Annotated in this window: 11 protein-coding genes; 3 read left to right on the forward strand and 8 right to left on the reverse strand. The window is 72.6% G+C overall.

Annotated elements, in window-relative coordinates:
* Window positions 1-74: 74 nt before the first annotated feature.
* The 5 genes from CCL05_RS06005 to CCL05_RS06025 are packed head-to-tail and all read right to left on the reverse strand — an operon-like array spanning window position 75 to window position 9,266.
* Window positions 75-1,190 carry a hypothetical protein gene (locus CCL05_RS06005; RefSeq protein WP_086559432.1) on the reverse strand — a complete coding sequence of 372 codons (1,116 nt, stop codon included), beginning with the start codon at window positions 1,188-1,190 and terminating at the stop codon, window positions 75-77.
* Between the two features lie 58 nt (window positions 1,191-1,248).
* Window positions 1,249-3,504 carry a pyridoxal-phosphate dependent enzyme gene (locus tag CCL05_RS06010; RefSeq protein WP_086559433.1) on the reverse strand — a complete coding sequence of 752 codons (2,256 nt, stop codon included), beginning with the start codon at window positions 3,502-3,504 and terminating at the stop codon, window positions 1,249-1,251.
* 49 nt (window positions 3,505-3,553) lie between these two features.
* Window positions 3,554-4,486, reverse strand: a complete 933-nt coding sequence (locus CCL05_RS06015) for a GHMP family kinase ATP-binding protein (RefSeq protein ID WP_244204187.1) — start codon at window positions 4,484-4,486, stop codon at window positions 3,554-3,556.
* On the reverse strand, window positions 4,483-6,021 hold the full coding sequence (locus tag CCL05_RS06020) for an argininosuccinate lyase (protein ID WP_086559434.1): 1,539 nt from the start codon (window positions 6,019-6,021) through the stop codon (window positions 4,483-4,485). The genes CCL05_RS06015 and CCL05_RS06020 overlap by 4 nt, the downstream gene beginning before the upstream one ends.
* Window positions 6,022-6,029: 8 nt before the next feature.
* Window positions 6,030-9,266, reverse strand: coding sequence for a non-ribosomal peptide synthetase (locus tag CCL05_RS06025; RefSeq protein WP_107400429.1), 3,237 nt, complete (start codon window positions 9,264-9,266; stop codon window positions 6,030-6,032).
* 400 nt (window positions 9,267-9,666) lie between these two features.
* On the opposite strand from CCL05_RS06025, the gene trpC reads away from it, so the two are divergent.
* Window positions 9,667-10,455 carry an indole-3-glycerol phosphate synthase TrpC gene (gene trpC, locus CCL05_RS06030; RefSeq protein WP_086559436.1) on the forward strand — a complete coding sequence of 263 codons (789 nt, stop codon included), beginning with the start codon at window positions 9,667-9,669 and terminating at the stop codon, window positions 10,453-10,455.
* A 481-nt stretch (window positions 10,456-10,936) separates the two neighbouring features.
* Here the strand turns inward: trpC and trpD are convergent, their stop codons facing one another.
* Window positions 10,937-12,013, reverse strand: a complete 1,077-nt coding sequence (gene trpD, locus CCL05_RS06035; protein WP_425275894.1) for an anthranilate phosphoribosyltransferase — start codon at window positions 12,011-12,013, stop codon at window positions 10,937-10,939.
* A gap of 135 nt (window positions 12,014-12,148) precedes the next feature.
* On the opposite strand from trpD, the gene pdxR reads away from it, so the two are divergent.
* A complete protein-coding gene (pdxR, locus tag CCL05_RS06040) occupies window positions 12,149-13,537 on the forward strand; it encodes a MocR-like pyridoxine biosynthesis transcription factor PdxR (protein ID WP_086559437.1) in 1,389 nt (462 codons plus the stop codon).
* Here pdxR and CCL05_RS06045 read toward each other — a convergent pair.
* On the reverse strand, window positions 13,524-14,129 hold the full coding sequence (locus CCL05_RS06045; protein ID WP_086559438.1) for an anthranilate synthase component II: 606 nt from the start codon (window positions 14,127-14,129) through the stop codon (window positions 13,524-13,526). The two genes, pdxR and CCL05_RS06045, sit on opposite strands and share 14 nt — an antisense overlap.
* Entirely contained in the window at window positions 14,126-15,649 is a 1,524-nt protein-coding gene (locus CCL05_RS06050; protein WP_086559439.1) for a chorismate-binding protein, read from the reverse strand. Before CCL05_RS06050 ends, CCL05_RS06045 begins: the two co-directional genes overlap by 4 nt.
* A 195-nt stretch (window positions 15,650-15,844) precedes the next feature.
* Here CCL05_RS06050 and CCL05_RS06055 point away from each other — a divergent pair, with 195 nt between their 5' ends.
* A complete protein-coding gene (locus tag CCL05_RS06055) occupies window positions 15,845-17,173 on the forward strand; it encodes a class II 3-deoxy-7-phosphoheptulonate synthase (protein ID WP_086559440.1) in 1,329 nt (442 codons plus the stop codon).
* Window positions 17,174-17,218: the final 45 nt, after the last annotated feature.

Consider the following 17,218-nt stretch of genomic DNA (forward strand, 5'->3'; position numbering starts at 1 on the left):
TCCGGCCACGCAACACGGAACCCCGCCCCCCGGTTTCGGGGCGCGGGGTCCGTGTCGACATCCGAAAGGCCAGGTCAGGCGGTCATCGGGAGCTTGGCGAAGAAGTAACTACTGGACGACGAGGTGTCCTTGGAACCGGCGGCCCACAGGGCGCCGTCCGGGCCGGTCGCCAGCGCCCCCACGGTCAGCGGAGCCGCCAGCGGACCCTCCGCCTCGGACCAGGCCGAGCCGTTCCAGCGCTGCAACGTCACGCCCGTCCCCGCGACCCATACCTCGGTGGTGCCGTATGCCGCCAGCTGCGTGACCTCGGACGCGCTGGAAGAGGCCGGGTTCCGGGCGGACCACGCGCTTCCGTTCCAGACGGCCACGGCGCCCCGGTTGGCGGCCGACCCCGCGGCCCAGCACTGGCCGCCCTTGACGAGCAGCGAGGTCACCTGGCCCGCAGCGGATCCGAACGGGGCGGGCAGCACGGTCCACGAGGATCCGTTCCAGCGCATCACCAGGGATCTGCGTGCGCTGCCGGTGCCGACGGAGCCGGCGACCCAGACGTCGTTCGCCGCCACGACCTGAACGGTGAGCAGACCGGCGGTTCCGAGCGTGCTCGGCAGGCTCACCGGGGCCCAGCTCGAACCGTTGCGGCGCACCACGGCCGGTACGTCGACCGACTGTTTCGCCGTGCCGACCACCCAGACGTCGTTCCCGGTGCCGGAGACCTGGCGCGGCCGGGCGAAGGACTCGGCTCCGGTCATGCTGTCGGTCCAGGCCGTGCCGTCCCAGTGCAGCAGCTGGGGCACGTCAAGCAGCTGCGCCCGGTCCCACTTCTCGCCCACCGCCCAGGCGTCGGCGGCGCCGGTGACCGTGATGCCGTTCAGCGGTCTGGTGTCCGCGGCGAACCTGCTCCCGCTCCACCCCGTCCCGTTGAAGCTCCAGACGAGCGGGTCCTGCTCGATCGGGCCCATGGGGCCGTCCATGAAGTAGTTGACCGTTCCGAGGGCCTTGGCCGTGCCGTTCGCAGCGACGCTGATCCGGCTGAACCTGCACCAGGAGGTCGGCCCCGGGTCGACCGGGAAGACCTGCCACTGCGCCGCCCGGGTCGCGGCGGACGCCACGCCGGGCAGCGCACCGCCGATCACCATGGCCGGTACGACGGCCGCGGCGGACCGCAGAACGCTTCGTCGGCTGACTGTCATCGTCTCTTCTCCTCTGTTGGTGGACGCTGGTGCGCGGACGGCCGCGAGCCGGTCCGGTTCACCGTTCCCGCAGTTCGATCCGGATCAGTGCGGCGGCCCGGTCGAGGGCCTCGACGACCGCCGCCCGGCTGTCGCCGACGGCGACGATGTGGCCGATCCGCCCGTACGCGTCCGTGGGCGGAGCGATCCGCGCGCCCGGGGTGGCGGTGACCGTCACGCGCTCCACGCCCGGGAGGGCCCGGGCCTCCTCCAGCCCGGCCACGCGCTCCAGCACGCCCTGTTCGGCGGGCAGGAGGAACTGGATTCCGGCATGGCGCGCGAAGCCGTCGGGCAGCAGCGGTTCGGTTCCGCCGGCGTAGGCCACCTGGGCCGCGAGCAGGTCGACACCGGTGGCGAGGCGGTAGAGCTCGGGGATGAGGCCGCCCGCGAGCCTCGGGTTGATCTCGACGACGGCACTGCCGGTCGCGGTGTGCTTCACCTCGGTGTGGCTCGGGCCACGGCCGAGGCCGGTCGCGGCCAGTGCGGCCGACACCGTCGCGGTCATCTCCCGTGCCGCCTCGGCGGGCAGGTCGGCGGGCACGAGGTGCCGGGATTCCACGAAGTGCGGGGCGCCGGTCACGGTCTTCTCGGTGATGCCGATCAGCCGGTGCACACCGTCGACGCCGAACATCTCCACGCTGTACTCGGGCGCGTCCAGATACTGCTCGACCAGTGCGCGGCCCGCCATGGCCTGCCCACGTCCGTTGGTGGTCCGGGCCGTGATCTCCGCGGCCAGCTCGGCGGCCTGCTGCGCGGAGTCGCAGCGGCGCACCCGCGTCGAGCCCGAGTCGTCGACCGGCTTGACCACGCAAGGCGTACCGAGCCGGTCCGCCGCCGCGGCGGCGGACTCCGCGTCCTCGACCACCTCGAACCGCGGCTGTCCGATCCCGGCCCGCCGCAGGACGGCGCGCAGCCGCCCCTTGTCCCGGCAGCCGGCTATCGCCTCGGCCCGCTCCGCGGGCAGTCCCACCGCGGTGGCCAGCGCGGCGGCCGCCACCAGGTAGAACTCGCTGGTCGTGGAGACTCCGGCGACGCAGCCGGGCTCGAACGCCTTGGTCACCGCCCGGACCAGCGCGTCGGTGTCGTTGGTGTCGCAGTCCACGACGGTCGCGCCGGACCCGGCCAGCCCCGCGTACCGGGTGGAGTCGCCGGTCACGAGCACCGGCTCGTAACCGGCGTCCGCCGCGATCCGCAGCGCCAGCATGCCGGTCCCGGTGGTGTTGGACTCCACGAAGACGAACGCCGGTCGCGGCGCGTCGGCGCGGTTGCGGCGGAACGACCAGCTGCGCACCTCCGTGCCGTCGAGGACCTGACGCGGCACCGTGGCGACCGGCAGGCGCCGCAGGTCCTTCTCGGTCCAGTGCGCGTCACTGTGCACGGTGTCGGCGTAGCGGTCCCCGCGGTCCGGGAAGATGCCGACGACGGTCGTGCCCGGCGTGGCCCGGGCGGCCATGGCGCCCAGCACCCGGTACACCGACCCGGAGGTGTTTCCGGCGAACAGCTTTTCCTCACGGGCCAGTTCGCGGGTGGCGGCGAAGGCCTCGTGGTCGTTGAGCCAGTGGACCTCGTCGATCAGGGAGTGGTCGAGGTTCTTCGGGTGCAGGCTGTTGCCCAGCCCGCTCTGCAGCCGCTTGGGGCGGTCGGGCTGGCCGAAGAGCACGCTGCCGACGCAGTCCACCCCGGCCACGTACAGCTCCGGCAGGGACTCGCGCAGGACCCGTGACGTGCCGCACAGCGAACCGCCGCTGCCCACCGCGCCGACCAGGACGTCCACCGTGTCCAGATCGGCGAGCAGTTCCTGGGCCAGGTACCGGTAGGCGGCCGGGTTCTGCGGGTTCTCGTACTGCCGTGGCCAGAACGCGCCCGGGTTGCGGTCCATGATCTCCCGCAGCCGGGTCAGCCGGGCGCCCTGCCAGCCGTGGGCGTCCATCGCGGGCACCACGTGCACCGCACAGCCGAGTGCCTCCAGCTTGGCCAGCGTCGTGCGGTCGATCCGCGGGTCGGTGACGATGTGCACCGGGTGACCGAGTGCGGTGCCCACCAGGGCGACTCCGAGGGCCATCGTGCCCGAGGAGCTCTCCACGATCGGGGCGCCCTCGGCCAGCTCCCCCGTCGCGCGCGCCTCGGTGATGATCTGCTTGGCCACCCTGTCCTTCATCGCGAACAGGTTGTTCATCTCGAGTTTGGCGTAGACGCGGACGTCCCGGTCGGCCCCCAGTGTCAGACGCACCAGGGGTGTGTGGCCGATGGCCTCGATCACGTTCTGGCTCAGCATGTGCGCTCTCTCTTCCCATCCCTGCGCCGGGCCGGCGACGCGCCGGAGTTCATCGGTCGAAGCTCAAGGTCCGGTACACCGTGACGTTGCCGACCAGTTCGGAGCACGCGCTCGCGGCGTCCACCAGCCGCTGCGGATACGAGGGGTCGGCCGTGTCGAGGAGGACGCCGAGGCAGGTCCCGCTGTGGCCGACCACCACGCCGAGCCCGCCGACCTGCCGGCAGATGCCGATCATGTCGTCGAGCGTCCTCTTGGGGCGCAGCACCTGGTTCATCAGGGCGCTGCGCGTGGCCACCGCGCCCACTTCGGCGAGGTCGGCACCGGCCACGGCCCCGGCCATCCGCGCCAGCAGCCGCGCGTACTCCGCCCGGTCGGCGGCGGAGAAGGGCTTCGGGATGCGGTTGAAGGCGATCGTGTCGATCTCGCCGCCCTCGTCGGCACCCACCACGGTCATCGACGGCAGGGACCCCAGCTCGGTGTGGAGGGCCACCCGGCGGTGGTAGAACGCCACGATGCCGGGGTACAGCACGCCGTCGGTGGGCTCGATCCGGGCCAGCAGCGACTCGATCCGCCGGGGCGGCATCGGTTCGCCCAGCGCGTTGGCCACCGCGCGTGCCGTCGCCACCAGGTCCGCGGACGAGCTGGCCAGTCCCTTGCCCTCGGTCAGGGTGCTCGCGATGGTCAGTACCCCGCCCATCGGCGTCGCCGAGGACTGCATGATCATCCTGGTGAGCCGGAGCGCCTTGTGCTTGTGCGCCGGCTGGACCTCCAGCACGTCGGTGCCGGGCATGCCGTGGAAGGTCACCCGGGCCCAGCGGGCGATGGGAAGGGTGACCAGGAAGTCGCTGTTCTCCTCGGGCAGTACGCCCTGAAGCAGCTCGCCGAACGTGCCGGACGCGGTACTCATCCCCGTCACCGCGGTGAACGGCGCCGGGTCGCGCCCCGGGACGTCCTGCCGCAGGACGGTGTCAGGGGACCTCACCACTCCTGCCGTCCCTCCGGTCCGTCGAGCAACCGGTCGACTTCGGCCGCCGCCTCCTCGATGTCCGCCCGCCGGCCGTTCCAGCGCCTTTCGAGTGCGTCGAACGCCGTCTCCTGTTCGGCCAGCAGGGACCGTACGGCCTCCGGGTGGGCCGAGCCGTCCGAGCGCTTGGCCGTCAGTCCACCCGGCACGCTCATCGCCTCGGCGAGCAGGTCCGCGGCGTTCTCGGCCGCGTGCCCCTCCGCCGCCAGCACCGTGTCGAGCAACGCGCCGTCGGGCTTCGCGGGCGGCAGCCCGCGCTCGACGGCCAGGACGATGTAGCGCCCGGCGACCACCTGGGCGGTGCGCCAGGGGACCCCGGCCCGCAAGGTCAGCAGATTGGCGAGCGTGAACCCGCCCAGGTACTCGCTCTCACAGGCCTCGCGCATCCGGTCCTCCCGAAACCGCAGGTTCTCCAGCACCGCTCCGAACAGCCGCAGGACCGACCCGACGGCGTCGAAGGCGGCGGGCACCCCCGCCCCCGCCTCCTTGGAGATCTCGACGGAGTTGCTGTACGGGGTGGAGCGCTGTGCGGTGGCGATGGCCGTGTAGGCCGCACCGAGATGCGCCGTACGGCCCCGGATCCGCTCCAGCACCGGGTAGTTCTTCTTCTGCGGCATCGCGGAGGAGATGCCCGACCAGTGGTCCGGCAGCTCGATGAAGCCGTATCCCGCGCTGCCCCAGGTCATCAGGTCGGTGACGAAGCGGCTCAACGCGACACCCAGCAGGGAGAACTCCGCGCAGGCCTCCAGCGCCCAGTCCCGCTGCGCCACCGCCCGCAGCGCGTGCGTACGGACGTCGGTGAAGCCCAGCAGCGAGGCCATCCGGGCCCGGTCCCAGGGGAGTTCCTGCCCTGCCATCGCTCCCGCGCCCATCGGCGAGGCGTCAGCGGTCCGGTACACCGACTCCAGCCGCTCCAGGGTGTGCAGCACCTGGTCACAGAGTGCCGCGAGGTAGAACCCGGGGCTGATCACCTGGGCCGGCTGCATGTGGGTGTAGCCGGGCATGGCCTGTCCCGCGCCGCGCCCGGCCGACCGGTGCGCGGCACGGCCGAAGGCGATCAGCTCCTGGGCGCACTCCAGCAGCCGCGCACGGCCCTGCATCAGCTGGGCGGTGGCCTGCAGGTCGTTGCGGCTGCGGTCGACGTGCCACGCCGGCGGCAGCGCGGCCAGCCGGCGGGCGACATGGCGCTCCAGGGTGAAGGCGATGTCGCTCATGCTCTCCCCGGCCTCCCGGGCGATGGCCTCGGGAGTGACCCGGTCGAGCAGGTCGGTGATGGCGCCGACCTGGGCGCCGTCCAGCAGGCCGAGCCGGCGGTACTCCAGCAGCAGCACCTTCTCCAGTTGGACGTACCAGGGCAGCAGGGCGTCGATCTCGAAGCGGAGCTGCGGCTCGAGCACCTCGGTGCGCAAGAGCGCGTCGGGGCCGGAGGCGATCCGTCCGGTCAACCCGCCCGCACCACTGGAACTGGCCGTCGGCACAGGGTCGTTGGGCATGCGTTTCCTCACGGGGACGAAGGGGCGGTTCGGTTCAGCGCGGTCAGCACCGCGTCTTTCGCGTCGGCCGCCCGCGTGCGCGGGAAGTGCGCTCCCCCGCCCGGCAGCCGGCGGTGCGTCACCTCGTCGGAGAGGAGCCGCCAGTCCCAGTGACCGTGGCCCGGGTCTCCGGCCGCCGCGTCCGGGCCGTCCTCAGCGGCGACGAGTTCGATGCCCGCCTTGACGCGGTGGGTCTGCGGGTCCTGCCGGGCGGCCAGCAGGAAGTCCCCGGACGACCGCACGTCGTGCCGGTAGGCGGGTCCGAGCAGCCGGGCCCGCTCGGGCTTGAGCCCGTCGAACTCCACGTACGCGCCCTCGCGCAGCAGGCCGGCGGCGACGTCCTGGTCGCTCATGGCACGGGTCCGGTCCATGCTCGCCCGCACCCCGGCCGGCCAGCCCGGGCCGGCACCGCCGACCAGGACCCGGCGCGGCGCCGACGGGCCGTCCTCCAGCAGCCGGGCCAGGGCGAGCGCGGGCGCCGCCCCCTCCCGCTGGCCCCACAGCACGAGCGGTACGGCAGTCAGCCGGTCCAGCTCCTGCGCCACCCGGCGCGCCACTTCCGGCACCTCCGCCAGATCCTGCGCGCCGGGGACGAAGTCGTGTCCGGGCAGCTCGACGCCGTACACCTCGACGCCGCTGGGAGCGAGTTCCCGTGCCAGCGCGAGGAAGTTGACGGCGTTGCCGCCGGCGCCGGGGAAGCAGACCAGGCGGCCCTCGGGCACGGTCCGGCCCGCGAGGGCACCCGTCAGCGGGCGGAGCAGGCCTGCTCCCGGCCCCTTCGGTGACGCGTCCCGGCCCGCGAGGGCACCCGTCAGCGGGCGGAGCAGGCCTGCTCCCGGCCCCTTCGGTGACGCGTCCCGGCCCGCGTCGACGACGGCGGCGAGATCGGACAGCACGGGGTGGGCGATGATCTGGGCCAGCGAGACGAGGCGGTCCAGCTTCACGACGAGCCACGTCGCCGCGAGCGACGTACCGCCGAGCGAGAAGAAGTCGTCGGCCCGCCCGATGCTCTGCAGCGGTACGTTGAGCGCCTCGGCCCAGGCCATCGCGAGGCGCTGCTCGGTGCGCGTGGTGGGCGCCGTGCTGGGCACGCCGGCATGCCCGAGCGTGGCGGCCAGCTCGGTGAGCACCTTGCGGTCCACCTTGCCGTTGCCGCTGACCGGCAGCGCGTCGAGCCAGTGGCAGTACGCGGGGATCATGTAGTCCGGCAGATGGCGGGCCAGGGCGGTCCTGACGCTGTCGGCCTCGCGGCGGACGGCGCCGACCAGGAAGGCGACCAGGACCCGGTGCCGGTCGCCCGCCCCCGAGGCGACGACGACCGCGTCCTTCACCTCGTCCAGGGCCATCAGCCGGTTCTCGATCTCACCGGTCTCGACACGGAATCCGCGGATCCTGACCTGCTGGTCGCGGCGGCCGAGGAACTGGAGCCGGCCCCCGGGCAGCCAGCGCCCGAAGTCGCCCGTCCGGTACATCCGCTGCCCCGGCCGGAACGGATCGGGCGAGAACGCGGCCCGGGTCCGCTCGGTGTCGTTGACGTAGCCACGGCCGACCGCGACACCGGAGAAGACGATCTCTCCGGTCGCACCGAGCGGCACCAGCCCGCCCTGCTCGTCCAGCACGTACCCGTGCACGTTGCGGCGCATCCGGCCGAGCGTGACGGGCCCGCGCTCCGGCACCCGGTCGAGGAATTCGTGCATGGTGTCGTCGCAGACCTCGGTCGCACCGTACGCGTTGACCACCCGGATGCCCGGACAGCGGGCGAACCAGCGCCGCAGCAGCGCCGGTTTCAGTTCCTCCCCCGTCACCGACACGGCGCGCAGCACGCCGAGAGCGCGGGGGCCGCGTTCCAGGGCCGTGATCAGCGCGTCGAAGTAGGACGGGACGAACTGTGCGACGGACACCCGCGACGCGGTCAGCTCCGTGACGAAGCGGTCCGGGTCCAGGAGCACGTCGGTGTCGACGATGCGTGAACTGCCGCCGGTCAGCAGGGGGGCGATGAGCTGCCAGAGCGAGATGTCCAGGGACTGGGCGGCGGTCTGCGCCACCACGTCGCCGGGGCCGAGGCCGAGGTCGGCGACCTTCATCAACAGGTGGTTCAGCAACCCCGCGTGCTCGCACATGACGCCCTTCGGCGTGCCGGTGGAGCCCGAGGTGAAGTAGATGTAGGCGAGCCGGCGGGGCGCCAGTGGCCGGCCGGGGTTGCCGGCCCGCGCGTCCGGGCCGTGGCTCCCGGTTCCGGCGCACAGGGCCGCGGCGTCCAGGGGCCGGGGCGCGTCCCCGTCTTCGGCGCTGGTCTGCGGGACCTCACCGTCTCCGAGCACGAACCTGCATCCGGCGCCGTCGAGTTGAGCGGCGATCCGGGCGGCCGGGAGGTCCGGCTGCACCGGGAGGTAGCAGCCGCCCGACTTGAGCAGGCCTATCGTGGCCGCCGCCCATTCCAGGCCGCGCTCCATGACGACGGCCACCACGTCCTCGTCGCGCAGCCCTTCCGCCAGCAGCGCGTGGGCGATGCGGTTGGCGCTCGCGTTGAGCCGGTCGTAGGTCCATGACCGGCTCCCGTGCGACACCGCGACCGCGTCGGGCGTCGCCCTGACCTGTTCCTCGAACCGCTCGACGAACAGCCTCCCGTCGAAGGGCTCCGCCTCGCCCGCCAGCCCGTAGATCTGGAAGTGGCGTTCGTCCTCGGCGAGCAGGCTCCGTTCGCCCGCCGGGGCGTCGGGATGGGCGGCCAGCAGTTCCAGGGCCCGTCCGTGGTAACCGACGATCCGGGTCAGGTGCTCCTCGGACAGGACGTCCGAACGGGACCGGGCGCTGACCGTGACACGGTCCGCGCGCACGGCGATGCGCACCCACAGCGGCGGTGCGTCCTCGGGTGCCGGATCCGTGGCGGACACGTCCAGCACGGATTCGTGGTGCGGCCCCGAGGCCAGGCCCGGCGCCGGGGCGCGCCGGCTCGCCTCCTCGGCCTGCCGGACGAGTTCGTGCCAGCTGTGGCGCAGCACCCCCCTCACGCCCAGCGAACGTGGCGCGAGGGGATCACCCTCGGCGGGCACGTACCCGGTGACCGGGTTCTGGTCGGAGGTCAGCGCCGCGACCACCCTCAGGTGCGCGGCCAGGAACACGGCGTCCAGCGAGGCCGCGCACTCGGCGGCCACCGTGCGCAGCCGGGCGGTCAGAGTGGAGGGCAGGACGAGTTCGGCACTCACTCGGGCCCGCGCACCCGTCTCGCCTGTGGTCCACCGCGGGACGCGTACGGCCGCCCCGACATCCCCCGAACCGTGCTCGTCCGTCGTCCCGACCGCGACTGAACAGCCCAAAGTCTTCGACACGTGATCGCCAACCTACCGAGGAATGGACGGAAGAATGTGTTGCTCGGCATTGCCTTCGTGACCATGCTGTCGACAGGCACTGACAGGCCACTGACGTGCCGCCACCGGCCTCGCGGCGACGGGCTGTCTCCGGTGTCACGCTGAGCGGAACGACTCCCCGCGCTGTTCGCACGCGCCCACGTCGCAGTTTTCGCCGCTGCTTAAGGACGTGTTCCCTGCCTGGTCCGAACGCCTATCGTCCGGTCGGAGCCCGCAGGTCAGGAGGGAATGGACACCGATGAATGCTCTGGACGACATCGTCAGGGGCGTGCGCGAGGACGTGGCGTCACGCCGGGCACGCATACCCGAAGCGGAGGTGCGGGAGCGGGCCCTGGCGCGCGGCGCCGGGCGTGACTGCGTGCCGCTGCTGCGCGGCGGGCCGCGGGTGCGTGTGATCGCGGAAGTGAAGCGCGCCAGCCCCTCGCGCGGTCCGCTCGCCGAGATCCGCGACCCGGCCGCCCTGGCCGCCGGCTACGCGGCGGGCGGTGCGGCCGCGATCAGTGTCCTGACCGAGGAGCGTCGGTTCGCGGGCTCGCTGGCGGACCTGGAGGCGGTGAGCGCCCGGGTGGACGTTCCCGTGCTGCGCAAGGACTTCGTGGTGGACCCCTACCAGGTGTGGGAGGCGCGTGCGTACGGCGCCGAGTTGCTGCTCCTGATCGTCGCCGCTCTGGGCCGGGCGCAGTTGGCCGAACTCGTCGCGCAGGCAGGCGAGGCGGGGCTGACGCCGCTGGTGGAGGTGCACGACGAGGCCGAGGCGGAGCACGCGGTGGCCGCCGGCGCCACGGTGATCGGCGTCAACGCGCGCGACCTGACGACGCTGGAGGTGGAGCGCGGCACCTTCGCGCGGGTCGCGCCGTGCATCCCCGAGGGTCTGGTGCGCATCGCCGAGTCCGGTGTGCGCGGGCCCGACGACGTGGCGGCATACGCCCGCGCCGGCGCGGACGCGGTCCTCGTCGGCGAGGCCCTGGTCACCCACGGCGACCCCCGGACGGCGGTGAACGAACTCCTGGCGGCACCGTGCGGCTAGGGTCTGGTCGGCCGGTGTGGCCGAGGCGGCAAGCGTGCGGGACGTGGGAGCCTGCCGGGTGGGTGTGGCCCGGGCCCCGGGCTCGTCCCGTGGAGGCGTCCGGGACCGGGGCCGCGGATCGCCCCCGGCGACCGGACCCGGTGCACACGTCCGTCGCGGTGACGTCACTGCGGCCGCCCTCACCGGGCCTCGCTCACCGGCGTTCACGCGCACCGCCGCGCACCGAAGCCCGGCGCTCCAGGGCCCCGAGCCTTCCGGCGCCGCGGGGCAACCCCCGGGTGCGGCAGGGCAACCCCCGGGTGCCGAGGGGCAAGCCCTTGGTACCGGGAGGAAATGCCTGGGGCCGAGAAGTAAGGCCCGGGTGTCGACAAGCAAGGCCCGGGTGTCGACACGCCAAGCCACGGCGCCGAGGAGCAGAGCCCGGGCACCGAGGAGCAAGGCCCGGGTGCCGGCGGGCAGAGGACGGGAGGTCGGTCGGGGCTCACCGGTGTGCCGGCTCCGCCGCCTGTGCCCGCTTGGTCGTGACGGCCGCCCACCGTTCCAGCACGGCTGCCGCCGTCCCCGAGTCCACCGACTCCGCCGCCCGCTCCATGCCCGCCGCCAGCCGTTCCGTGACCGACCGCGCCCCACCCGGCTCCAGCACGGCGAGTCCGGCCGCCGCCGACAGCAGCACCGCGTCGCGCACCGGGCCGCGCGCCCCGGCGAGAACCTCACGCGCCACCCGGGCGTTGTACGCCCGGTCGCCGCCCCGCAGGGCGCCGGGCGCGGCGAGCCCGATGCCGACGTCCCGCGGATCGAAGGTCTCCCTGCGCACACCGGAGTCCGTGACCGACCAGATCGTGGAGGTTGTGGTGACCGTCAGTTCGTCCATTCCGTCGTCGCCCCGGAACACGAGCCCGGACGACCCTCGTCGGGCGAGGACCCCTGCCAGCAGCGGCGCGAGCCGCGCGTCCGCCACCCCGATCGCCGTACCGGTGGGCGAGGCCGGATTGAGCAGCGGGCCCAGGGCGTTGAACACCGTGCGCACCCCCAGTTCGCGGCGCGGCCCCGCCGCGTGCCGCATGGCGGGGTGGAACGCCGGCGCGAAACAGAACGTGATGCCGACCTCCTCGGCGACGGCGGCGGTGTCGTCCGCGGGCAGCCGCAGCGCCACCCCCAACTCCTCCAGGACGTCGGCCGATCCGCAGGAGGAGGACGCGGACCGGTTGCCGTGTTTGACGACCCGCGCCCCGGCCCCGGCGGCCACGATCGCCGCCAGTGTGGAGACGTTGACACTGTTCGAGCCGTCCCCGCCGGTGCCCACGATGTCCACCGTGGGGCCCGGCACGTCGAGCGGTACCGCGTGCCGCCGCATGGCGCTGACCAGACCCTCGATCTCCTCGACGGTCTCGCCCTTCGCCCGCAGCGCCACCAGGAGCCCGGCCAGCCGGACCGGCCCCGCGACGCCGGACATCACCTGATCCATCGCCCAGTCGCTCTCCCGCGCGGAAAGGTCCTTCAGGTCGAGCAGTGAATTCAGCAGTTCGGGCCAACTGAAACTCTGCGGTCCAGCTGTCACGTGAATTCTCCTCGGGCGTCTGCGGGGTGAAATCGAACGTCGATCTGTACGTCCATTTTCGCGTCCGGCCGCATACCCCGGCCAGACCACTGCCCCATGAGAGATACGGTCCAATTCAGAAGGAGAGAAAAGGTCATGTCCCTGCACATGGCGGTCGCGGTCGTCCGGGATTCCGAGGTCTCCCTGACCGCCCAGATACAGAGCTTCATCAAGAGCGAGATAGCGGCGGGCAGCCTGCACGCGGGAACCCGGCTGCCCTCCAGCCGCCGTCTCGCGGGTGACCTGGACATCTCGCGCAGCGTGGTCGTGGAGGCGTACGGCCAACTCGTCGCCGAGGGGTACCTGGAAGCCGTCCAGGGCGCCGGCACCCGCGTCGTCGGGCACGTGACCACCCCGGCGGTGGTGCCGACGCTCCTCGGGGCGGACCGGGTGCCCGAGGTCCGCTGGGACCTGCGGCCCGGCGGCGGCAACCTGCCCGACTTCCCGCGCCGCGAGTGGCTCGCCTGCTACGAACGCGCGCTGCGGTCGGCCACCCCCTCGGCGCACGCCTATCCGCCGCTGGCCGGAAGCCCCGCGCTGCGCCTCGAACTCGCCCAGTACCTGGGGCGGACACGCGGCGTACGGACCACGGCCGAGCGTCTCGCCGTGGTGGGCGGGTTCTCCCAGGGGCTGGACCTGCTGTGCGCGGTGCTCCGCCGGGACGGGGGCGAGGCGATCGGCGTGGAGGACCCGGGCCACCCCGGACAGCGGCAGTTCCTCCAGGAATGCGGCATGCGTCCCGTGCCGCTGCCCGTCGACGAGGCGGGTCTGGACGTGGCGGCGCTGGCCGCGACGGACCTGCGCGCTGTCCTCGTCACCCCCGCGCATCAGTTCCCGACCGGCGTGACCCTGCGCGAGGACCGTCGCGAGCAGCTCGTGCGCTGGGCCCGGGACGTCGACGGCCTGATCATCGAGGACGACTACGACGGTGGTCTGTGGTACGAACAGGGCGCCCGCCCCCTGGCGTTGCAGCGCCTCGCCCCTGAACGCGTCGTGTACGCGGGCACCGCGAGCAAGTCCCTCGCCCCGGGGCTGCGGCTCGGCTGGCTGGCCGCACCGCCCGGCCTGCTGGACCGGCTGCTGCGTGAGCGTGCCCGGCACGACCTCGGCACCGAGACCCTCACCCAGCTGGCCTTCGCCGAGCTGCTGCGCAGCGGACTGCTCGACCGCCACCTGCGAAGACTCAACTCCCGGGCGAGCAGCCGCCGTCACGCCCTGGAGGAGGCGGTCCGCCGGCATCTGCCCGGCGCCGACGTGCTCGGCCGGGCGGCGGGGCTGCACACGTACGTCCGGCTGCCCCGGCACACCGACGAGGCGGTCCTGGTGTCCGGGGCGCTGCGCCGCTCCGTCGCGGTGCGTGGCGGCGCGGCCTTCCACGCCCGCCCACGACGGGGTGCTCCCGCACTCGTCGTGGGCCACGCACACCTGCCGCGCTCGGGCATCACCGAGGCCGTCCGTGTGCTGGCGGACGTCATATCCCGGTGAGGGGCCGCTCCTGGCCGCGGTCGTGCGCCGTCATGGCCAGGAAGTTCTCCATCAGGGTCAGGCCCCCGGCGGTCATCACGGACTCGGGGTGGAACTGGACGCCCTCCACGGGCAGGGTGCGATGCCGCAGACCCATCACATAGCCGTGGTCGACGGCGACGGCCGTGGTCTCCAGGGCGTCCGGGAGCGGCTCGGCGACCACGAGGGAGTGGTACCGGGTGGCCTGCAGGCTGTGCCCCAGACCGGTGAACAGGCCCGTGCCGTCGTGCTGCACGGTGCTGATCCGGCCGTGCATCACCTGGTCGGCCACCTCGATCCGCCCTCCGTACGCCAGGGCGATCGCCTGGTGCCCCAGGCACACGCCGAGCAACGGCACCCGGCCGGCGAACTCGTGCACCAGCTCGACATGGCCCGAGTCGGCCGGATGCCCGGGCCCCGGCCCGAGGACCACGGCATCCGGTTCGTACCCGGCGAGTTCGGCGGCGGGGCGGGTCAGCGAGCGCACCACCCGGGTCTGCGCGCCGAGGTGGCGCAGATACTGGTCGATGATGTGCACAAAACTGTCGTACGCGTCGATCAGCAGGACCTTCATCGCAACTCCTCCCCGGTGAGCGCCCAGTAGGCGGCGCCCATCTTCGCCAGCGTCTCGCGCCACTCGGACTCGGGGTCCGACTGCGCCACCAGGCCCGCCGAACTCTGCGTGGAGTACGTATCTCCGTCGTACTCGATCGAGCGGATGCACAGCGCGAGTTCGCTCCATCCCCGCACATCCACCAGCCCCACGGCGCCCGCGTAGCTGCCGCGCCGCTCCCGTTCGAGACCGTCGATGATCTCCATGGCCCGCACCTTGGGCGCGCCGGTCATCGTGCCCGCGGGAAACGTCGCGCACACGGCGTCCCAGGTGCCCATGCCCTGCTCGAGGCGTCCGGTGACGGCGGAGACGAGATGGAAGACGTGCGAGTAGGACTCCACCGCCATCAACCGGTCCACGGGCAGGGTGCCGGGGCGGCTCACCCTCCCGATGTCGTTGCGGCAGAGGTCGACGAGCATGATGTGCTCGGCGCGTTCCTTCGTGCTCTCCCGCATCTCCTTGACGCGCCGTGCGTTCTCCTCGTCGTCCGGCCCCCGGCGCGCGGTGCCCGCGATGGGGCGCATCTCCAGTTCGTCGCCCTCGATGCGGAAGTACAGCTCGGGGCTGGCACCGATGAGCATGTTGCCGGCGCGGGGCATCAGATACATGTACGGCGAGGGGTTGCGGCCGCGCAGCCGCCGGTACACGTCGACGGGAGTGAGCTGGGTGCGCACGTCGATGCGGTGGCCGATCTGGATCTGGTAGATGTCCCCGACCCTGATGTGCTCCAGGCACCGGTCGGCCCACGACAGGAAGGTCTCGCGGCTGACGGTGTCGTGCACGGACGCAGGGACGGGCGCGGCGGGCACGGAGTCCGGGCCCGGGACGGCCGGCTCGCGGGCCACCCGCACGGCCAGCTCCGCCACGGACGGGACGTCCGGTGAGCGTTCCCCGAACTCCGCGCTGTCTGCCGTGAGGTGGCGCACCGCGTCCGTGGTCAGGTCGTACCACACGGCATCCCGGAAGAGCGTGAGCGTGATGTCGGGCCCGTTCGCCTGCTTGGTGCGGGGCGGCAGCGTCTCCATGTGCCATACGGACTCATAGGCGAGCGAGGTCAGGAACCCGAAGGCGTACGACGTCTCGGGTATGTCGGTCTCCACCCCGAACACCTGTTGCGCCAGCGGCAGCAGACGCCAGACGGCGGCGGGGTCGGTCATGCGCAGCCTGAGGGAGTTCGCTCCGGCGCTGTGCGGCGGCTCCTCGGGAAGGAGACCTGCCTCCTTCGCGGCCAGAGCCAGCACCGACGTCACGCCGGGCACGCCGTCGATCTCCACATGTCCGGCGAAGACCCGGATCTCGGCGAGGCGGCCGAGCCCGAGGACGGCGGACCGGCGGTCGGGAGCGGCGCCGTCCCTGCTCTCGAAGAGGAAGACGTCCTCCGCCCGGCACGTCTCCCGCAGACGCTCGTACAGCTCCAGTGGGTCGTGGTGCGGTAATTCGGCAGCGGTGACCCGCACCGTGATCCGTTTCTGCATCGCCATGGACCCCCTGTGAATTCGGCGTTGTCGACCGGGTGACGAGCCTCGCGCTCCACCACGCTCAGAAAATCAGCCGCTTTCCTTCCGGGGCCAGACCAATTGATCCCCGCGCAGCCGGACCACTTCTGAAATCGCTTGACCGCGGCACCGGCTGGGGATTGAGCTGAGGCTGGTTCCCGACCATGAAAGGGACGCGTGATGACTGATTCACCCGCCGAATCGTGGCGCCGGTTGTCGGCGGCCCAGCAGCCGCTCTGGCCCGCCACCGAGCTCCGTTCCGTGACAGATCGGCTGTCCGCCGCTCCGCCCCTCGTGTCCGCCTCCGAGTGCGACCTGCTCCGGCGCAGGATGGCGGCCGTCGCCCGCGGGGAGGCCGTGGTGCTGCAGGGCGGTGACTGCGCCGAGACCTTCGACGGTCTCACCGCCGACAACGTCTACGGGAAGATCAAAACGCTGCTCCAGATGGCGGTCATCCTGACCCACGCCACCGCCCTGCCGGTCGTCAAGATGGGCAGGATGGCGGGACAGTACGCCAAGCCGCGGTCCAGCTCCGTGGAGCGGCGGGGCGCGGTGGAACTGCCCTCCTACCGGGGAGACGCCGTCAACGCGGTGGAGTTCACCGCCGAGGCCCGCCGGCCCGACCCCTGGCGGATCAAACAGATGTACGAGAGCTCGGCGACGACCCTGAACCTCGTCCGGGCCCTGACCAAGGGCGGCTTCGCCGACCTGCGCCAAGTCCACGCCTGGAACCAGGGTTTCGTGACGAACGCCGAGGCCGGCGAGCGCTATGAGACGCTCGCCGACGAGATCGACCGCAGCCTTGCCTTCATGGACGCGTGCGGTGTCGACACGAGCGAGCTGTCCACCGCCGAGTTCTTCGTCGGGCACGAGGGCCTGCTGCTGGACTACGAAGCGGCACTGACCCGTACCGAGCCCACCAGCGGACGCACCTACGCCACCAGCGGCCACCTGCTGTGGATCGGCGAGCGCACCCGAGACCTGGACGGGGCCCACGTCGAGTACTTCTCACGCATCGCCAACCCCATCGCCGTCAAGCTCGGCCCCCGTGCGACTCCGGACGATGTGCTCGGGCTCATCGACCGGCTCGACCCCCAGCGCGAGCCGGGCCGGCTCACCCTCGTGATCCGGGCCGGAGCCGACCGGATCCGTGACGTGCTGCCCACTCTGGTGGAGAAGGTGACGGCCGAGGGTGCCCCGGTGTGCTGGATCAGCGACCCGATGCACGGCAACACCTTCACCGCCCCCAGCGGCCACAAGACCCGGCGCTTCGAGGCGATCGTCGACGAGGTCCGTGGCTTCGTGGAGGTCCACCGGGCCCTGGGCACCCACCCGGGCGGAGTCCACGTCGAACTCACCGGAGACGACGTCACCGAATGCGTCGGCGGCGGCAACGCCGTTCTGGAGGAGAACCTGCACCACCGGTACGAGACGGCCTGCGACCCACGCCTGAACCACACCCAGTCGCTCGAACTGGCTTTTCTGCTCGCGGAGATGTACCAGGGATGACCTCCACGGAGCCCGTGCTCAGAGCGTCGAGGGCGGCTCGGGTGA

Origin of the sequence: Streptomyces africanus (assembly GCF_002150735.1) — a bacterium.
In the GTDB taxonomy this organism is placed as follows: Bacteria; Actinomycetota; Actinomycetes; order Streptomycetales; family Streptomycetaceae; genus Streptomyces; species Streptomyces africanus.

Bases quoted from the DNA above. Each gene is read 5' to 3' on its own strand.
- CCL05_RS06005 (WP_086559432.1), bottom strand. From the start codon at position 1,190: ATGACAGTCAGCCGACGAAGCGTTCTGCGGTCCGCCGCGGCCGTCGTA.
- CCL05_RS06010 (WP_086559433.1), bottom strand. From the start codon at position 3,504: ATGCTGAGCCAGAACGTGATCGAGGCCATCGGCCACACACCCCTGGTG.
- CCL05_RS06020 (WP_086559434.1), bottom strand. From the start codon at position 6,021: ATGCCCAACGACCCTGTGCCGACGGCCAGTTCCAGTGGTGCGGGCGGG.
- trpC (WP_086559436.1), top strand. From the start codon at position 9,667: ATGAATGCTCTGGACGACATCGTCAGGGGCGTGCGCGAGGACGTGGCG.
- pdxR (WP_086559437.1), top strand. From the start codon at position 12,149: ATGTCCCTGCACATGGCGGTCGCGGTCGTCCGGGATTCCGAGGTCTCC.
- CCL05_RS06045 (WP_086559438.1), bottom strand. From the start codon at position 14,129: ATGAAGGTCCTGCTGATCGACGCGTACGACAGTTTTGTGCACATCATC.
- CCL05_RS06050 (WP_086559439.1), bottom strand. From the start codon at position 15,649: ATGGCGATGCAGAAACGGATCACGGTGCGGGTCACCGCTGCCGAATTA.
- CCL05_RS06055 (WP_086559440.1), top strand. From the start codon at position 15,845: ATGACTGATTCACCCGCCGAATCGTGGCGCCGGTTGTCGGCGGCCCAG.